This window comes from Limosilactobacillus mucosae DSM 13345 (assembly GCF_001436025.1).
GTDB classification, from domain to species: Bacteria; Bacillota; Bacilli; order Lactobacillales; family Lactobacillaceae; genus Limosilactobacillus; species Limosilactobacillus mucosae.
In genome coordinates, this window is sequence record NZ_AZEQ01000040.1 from 1 (window position 1) to 5,986 (window position 5,986).

Consider the following 5,986-nt stretch of genomic DNA (forward strand, 5'->3'; position numbering starts at 1 on the left):
CATATGCTGGATAAGATTGATTTTGGGTAAAAATCATAAAAATGATAATCAAGTATCTATAATGTACGGATAAACTCAAATTCATATAAATATAGTTATATTAGCAGATCTATTGAGAAATAGATTAATTTCATTATATGAACCTAATTCTTCAGTAAGTTATCGAATTAACGACGTAAATTAAGGTAAAATTATTACAATTTCTAACGAACCTTCATTCAACAATTTAAATAAAACGAGGTGTTTAAAAGTTGAATAATGCTTTCTATCAAAATAATGTTCATCCAATATTTACGAAAATTCTAATAGATACAGATCATTTGTCTAGAGAACAAATTGAACAAATTGGAAAAGTTGCAAGTATAGAACTAGTAAATTTTGAATTATTCGCAACATCTAGAATAGAAAAGTTTCCGGTGAATATTTCGTTCTATCCAACTAAGTTTTCCGTCAATGAAACATTTCGCAGAAATATGATACAGCAAGGGTTCGATTTTTGTATAAGTAATTCAGTTCCTAATAATGCTGGAAGAGTATTTAATATACCATTGGTTAATTACAACGACTTTATGGAACTAATAAGGATCATCTTGGTACATAATAATCAATTTTACATCGAACCTAATATTAAAGTTGATAACTCTCTATATCTGCATTATCGGAGCAACTACCTTTTTCCTGAATATCAAAGGATTTGGAACTCAACGAATCATGAAGAGAATGTTATGTATTCCGATACTATGGACAGTATTGCAAATAGATTGAAGCAACTGATTATTGCATTTGATGAATGTTCCTTTTACTGTTTTGAAAATAGAGGAAATAATTCTCTTGTTTTTGCAATATTATATTTTGATTCATTTGTTTCACAGTTAGCAAGCATTTTTGGTAATCTAGCTAATGCAATCAATTATTGCTATGATATTAATTTTGATAAGTATAAAACCGATTTAAGAATCAAGAAAGCATCTAAATTTTTGGATATTGTTAAAAAAAGAGATTCACAACTATACAACGTAATTGCTGATTCAGATTTTCAAGATTTCTTGAAATTAGTTGTACGTCCCCTTAGAAACAATATTGAGCATAATAATATTCCGCGAGGAATAAATTCTAAAGTTGCAATTAGCATGACAATATGTCCAGAAACTTGGAACCTTATCGTTAAATTAAATCATAAGTATCCTCAAGCTTGTTTTTTTAATCCAAAATATTCAGGCGAATATATTCATATTGCAATATATCCCGTTCTTAAATTATTAATGATTTTTGGAAGAAAGTATATTAATTGTATAATGCATGGATTTAACTTGGACTTGAAGCCCAAAAATATTAAAGCATCAAAAGAATTCAATCCACTAAAACAGGTTTGTGAGAACTCGCTTTACTTTACTACGTATTGGTTACCAAGGTATTATTCTTGCAATAATTAAATTACTAAAATTTACAGAATACTAGGATTACTGATTCATCACGTAACTATTTGAACAAACAAAATCCCTGCCTCGATTTTGAGACAGGGATTTCATTTTAGGAGTTTTAGGATAGATATGAGTAAGTAATAAATGTTTCAATTAAGCATTCGGCTGTTCTTGAATTCGACCAACAAACAGCGCGCCACTGGCAAAAACGATACCAGCCAACAAGAGCATCCCCGGCATGGATTTGCCAATCAATGGGAAGATGGCAAAGCTGGCAACGGAAGCAATGATTTGCGGCAAGCAGATGCTGCAGTTGAACAGTCCCAGATATGCCCCTTCATGCTTACCAGCCAGCGCAGTCGTCAGCAAGGCAAATGGAATCGAGTTCATTGAAATCCAGCCAATACCGATCAGAGCGAAAGAAAGAATCAAAAGTATCTTGTCGTGGATGAAGAACACTGACATGAAGCCAAGCCCACCAAGAACCAGGCCTAAACGATACATCGTCTTACGTTGGTTTGGCTTAGTCTTCGACAGAACCATTCCCCACAATACAGCCGCAATCGACTGAACAGCGGACAGAACACCGAACCAGTTACCGGCAGCCTGATAGCCAGCCGTTGATGGATCAGTTACGTTCCAGACATTCTTTGCAACAGCGCCAGTACCATAAGTCCAAAGGTATTGGAACGCAAACCAGCAGAACATCTGAACGAGAGAGATCTGCCAAAATGCCTTAGGTGCGTTCTTCAGCAAAGTTGCGAAACTAAGCTTTTCTTGATTGGCTGCAATATCAACGCCATGGTACTTGGCATAGTCTTGAGGGTTGTATTCATGAACCTTGGCCAGTGTGAAGATACTGGTTAAGAGCAGTACAGCCGCGCCAAGGTAGAAGGTCCAGATGACTGAGTGAGGCAGAGAACCTTTCTTAGCAGTATTGGAAACCCCTAAAAGCGTCATGATAAACGGCATCAAGGTCGCGAGAATTCCGCCCATGTTGGAGAAAATCTGCTGCCAGGACCAGGCAAAGTCTTTTTGGTCTTCGTTAACCATATCACCAATAATCATCTTGAATGGTTGCATGCAGACGTTTGAAGAAAGGTCCATGAACAGAACCGCAATCGCTCCAAACCAAAGAGCGGCCAGTGAACCGTAACCGAACCCAAACGATCCCGCATTGGGCAAAAGAATCAGAACCAGGGCCGCGATTGGCGCACCAACTAAAAGATAAGGCATACGCCGGCCAAATCGATTCCACGTTAAATCAGAATATTTGCCAACTAATGGTTGAACGATCATCCCCATCAGTGGTGGCAGAATAAAGAAGAAACCCAACTTGGTAGGATCGGCACCAATTGTTTGAAAGATTCTTCCCATCTGTGAGCTTTGCAGCGAGAATGCCATGTTAACGCCAAAGAAACCAAAAGTCATGGCAAACAGGGTACTTATTGGCAGACTCGGTAGTCCAGTAGTTGTTTCTTGATTTTCCATATTACTTGTTACCTCTTTGAACTGAATTCATATACTTTAGCTTCATATGGACGCAGAGTTTCTCCCATGTCATCCTCGTAGTTGCTTAATAAGAGCTTACCTTTACCAGCGGCGTATTCTCGCGTGATCGTTTCCTTGGTAAAGTTGGTTACTACGAGCAGTGTCGTTTCACCATCATCCCGCGTGTAGGCAAAGACCTGATCATCCGATTCGTTGCCGTTAACCAGTGCAAACTTTCCTTCAGTCATTACTGGCAGGTCATGGCGCATTTGAATGAGTTTCTGGTAGTGATAGAAGACGGATGATGGATCCGCCAGTGCCGCCTTTGCGTTGATCTCTGAATAGTTGGGATTGACCGCGATCCAAGGTTCAGCATCGGAAAAGCCGGCATTCTTGCTGTCATCCCATTGCATTGGCGTTCTGGCATTGTCTCGTGAATGAATTGCCAGATATCTGCTCATTGTCTTTCCATCAACCAGATGCTCTTCGTCAACCAACTGATGGTAGGCATTAATGCTTTCCAAATCACGATAGTCAGACAAAGAGTTAAAGGTCGTGTTGGTCATTCCTAGTTCCTCACCTGCGTAGATATAAGGAGTCCCTTGCAGACAGTGCAGCATTGTCGCCAACATTTTAGCCGAAACGACACGATATTTTGGATCATCATTGCCAAAACGGGATACGACGCGTGGCTGATCATGGTTGTTCCAGTAAAGTGAGTTCCAGGCCTTACCACTTAGCTGAGTCTGCCATTTCACCAGGTTATCTCGCAATTCTGGCAAACTGACTTTTTTGTCGCTCCATTTTCCTAAAGCTGGGTTGTCGTTACCATCTAAGCCGACATGTTCAAACTCAAAAATCATATTCAGCTCAGTCTGTTCTAGGTTGGCATACTTTTTGGCATCATCTGTTGTGGCACCAGGTGTTTCGCCAACTGTTACCAAATCATGCTTGGCCATTACAGCTTGATGCATTTCTTGAAGGAATTCGTGCATCCGATGACCATTGGCAACAACCGGCTCAACGTCACCATACTTCATTCCTGGCGCGGTCGGAACGTCTTTGTAGACAGCCGGTTTTGAAATTAAGTTGATGACATCCATTCGAAATCCATCGACCCCGAGATCTGCCCACCAATTCATGATGTCGTATACCGAATGACGAACGGCTTCATTTTCCCAGTTTAGATCCGGTTGCTTTACAGCGAACAGGTGCAGGTAGTACTGACCGCTTGCTTCATCGTACTGCCAAGCTGAACCAGAGAAGTATGATCCCCAATTAGTTGGTTCATGACCATCGACTGGATCACGCCAGATGTAATAGTCACGATATGGATTTTCTTTTCCTTGGCGACTTTGCTTAAACCATTCATTTTCATCTGATGAGTGATTAACCACCAGATCCATCATTATTTTCAGACCAAGTTCATGAGCTTTCGTCAGCAGCTCCTTAAAGTCGGTCAATGATCCAAAAGTTGGATCGATTGCCCGATAATCACTGATATCATACCCATTATCAACGTTTGGCGAACGGTAGATTGGATTGAGCCAGATAATGTCAGCACCTAGTTTTTTTATATAGTCAAGCCTACTGATGATACCTTTTAAATCACCAATACCATCATGATTGCTGTCTTGAAAACTCCGTGGATAGACTTGATAGACAACTGAATTTTGCCACCACCATTTTGGGGTATATGCCATTATTATCATTCCTCGTAAAAAATTTAAAAATAAAAGTTACGCAAACGTTTGAGTAAATGTCAAAATAATAAAAACGGTATTAGTAACCGTTTTCACGGAGTATTATATATACAGCTAACTTAAAAAGTCAACTACTTTTTGAAAGAAGGATCCCGATGGCCACGATTAAAGACATAGCCAGACTAGCAAAAGTAACTCCATCAACCGTCTCTCGCGTATTAAACCATAGTGGGGGATACAGCGAAAAAACTCGCCGTCGGGTTGAGAAAATTGCAGATGAGCTACACTATCAAAAAAATGAAGCCGCCGTTAATCTGGTTGCACAGACCTCAAATCTGATTGGGGTAATCGTAACCAATGCCACAACGAGCTTTGCCGCCCCAATTATCGACAGCATTGAAGACTGGGCCTACCAAAATGGTGGACGAATCCTTTTGGCTCACTGCGGTTTGAATGATTCAAAACGACTAAAGGCATGCCTAAATCTAATGGCTGGCCGTAAAGTCAACGGAATCATATCGGTTTCGGTTCAATTTGATGAGGACAATCTGAAACTACTTGATCAACTGCAACTGCCATTAATTTCTCTAGGCGTCAAAGTTTCCAATCAGCCAATGATTTCTATTGATAATCTTAAAGCTACCATGGCAGGGACTAACTACCTAATTAGTCATGGATACCAACGAATTGCTTTGGTTGCCGTTGATACTAACGACCCGCAAACTGGTAGGACGCGTTGCGCAGGATATCAAAAGGCAATGGAGTCAGCTAGACTTACACCATCCATCATTCCCGGCGATTATTCGTTTGCAGCAGGAAAGCAGGCTGTAGAACTTCTTTTAGCAAAAGGAGAACTTCCCGAGGCAATTTTTGCAGCCAGTGACGATGCCGCAGCCGGGGTTATCTATGCTGCTCAGGAACACGGCATAAAAGTACCTGAGCAACTAGCGGTTCTGGGCTTTGACAACTCATCAGTAGCCAGTATGATCTATCCGGGAATCACAACGATTGATCAGCCATTCAAACAGATGGGACAGTTGGCAATTGAACATTTGACCAACCAGAATGTTTCTTCAGTTGAGCTGCCGTATCAAATAAAGGAACGTGGCTCGGTTGCCAAATACAATTCAGCTCAGTCGTAGTGCAGTTCTGGCAATCAAAAAAAGGCTCGCGGAATTTCCACGGGCCTATTTGCCGTATTATTACCCTTAAACCCTTTATCTTCGTTTTCGCCTTTGCGAACACTTATTCGTATATTGCAATATTATGCAAACAGAAGTTCGAGAAGGGCAACAAGATGGACAGTTCAGAAGAGCCACGGGGGATTTTCCTGGTCATTGACAACAAATCATTCTATGCCACGGTTGAGTG

The 5,986-nt window shown here is 40.5% G+C and carries 4 protein-coding genes; 2 read left to right on the forward strand and 2 right to left on the reverse strand.

All coding sequences use genetic code 11. From position 1 onward, the window contains the following. Positions 1-251 precede the first annotated feature (251 nt). Positions 252-1,433, forward strand: coding sequence for a hypothetical protein (locus FC47_RS09905; protein ID WP_056968786.1), 1,182 nt, complete (start codon positions 252-254; stop codon positions 1,431-1,433). 141 nt (positions 1,434-1,574) lie between these two features. On the opposite strand, the gene FC47_RS09910 is transcribed toward FC47_RS09905, so the two are convergent. Next, the gene (locus FC47_RS09910; RefSeq protein WP_006499444.1) at positions 1,575-2,912 is read right to left on the reverse strand and encodes an SLC45 family MFS transporter; all 1,338 of its coding nucleotides are present in this window, start codon (positions 2,910-2,912) and stop codon (positions 1,575-1,577) included. A gap of 8 nt (positions 2,913-2,920) precedes the next feature. Further along, a complete protein-coding gene (locus FC47_RS09915; RefSeq protein ID WP_006499443.1) occupies positions 2,921-4,615 on the reverse strand; it encodes a glycoside hydrolase family 13 protein in 1,695 nt (564 codons plus the stop codon). Between the two features lie 155 nt (positions 4,616-4,770). Here FC47_RS09915 and FC47_RS09920 point away from each other — a divergent pair, with 155 nt between their 5' ends. Beyond that, positions 4,771-5,757: a LacI family DNA-binding transcriptional regulator gene (locus FC47_RS09920; RefSeq protein ID WP_039945288.1), complete on the forward strand. Its 987-nt coding sequence runs from the start codon at positions 4,771-4,773 to the stop codon at positions 5,755-5,757. Positions 5,758-5,986: the final 229 nt, after the last annotated feature.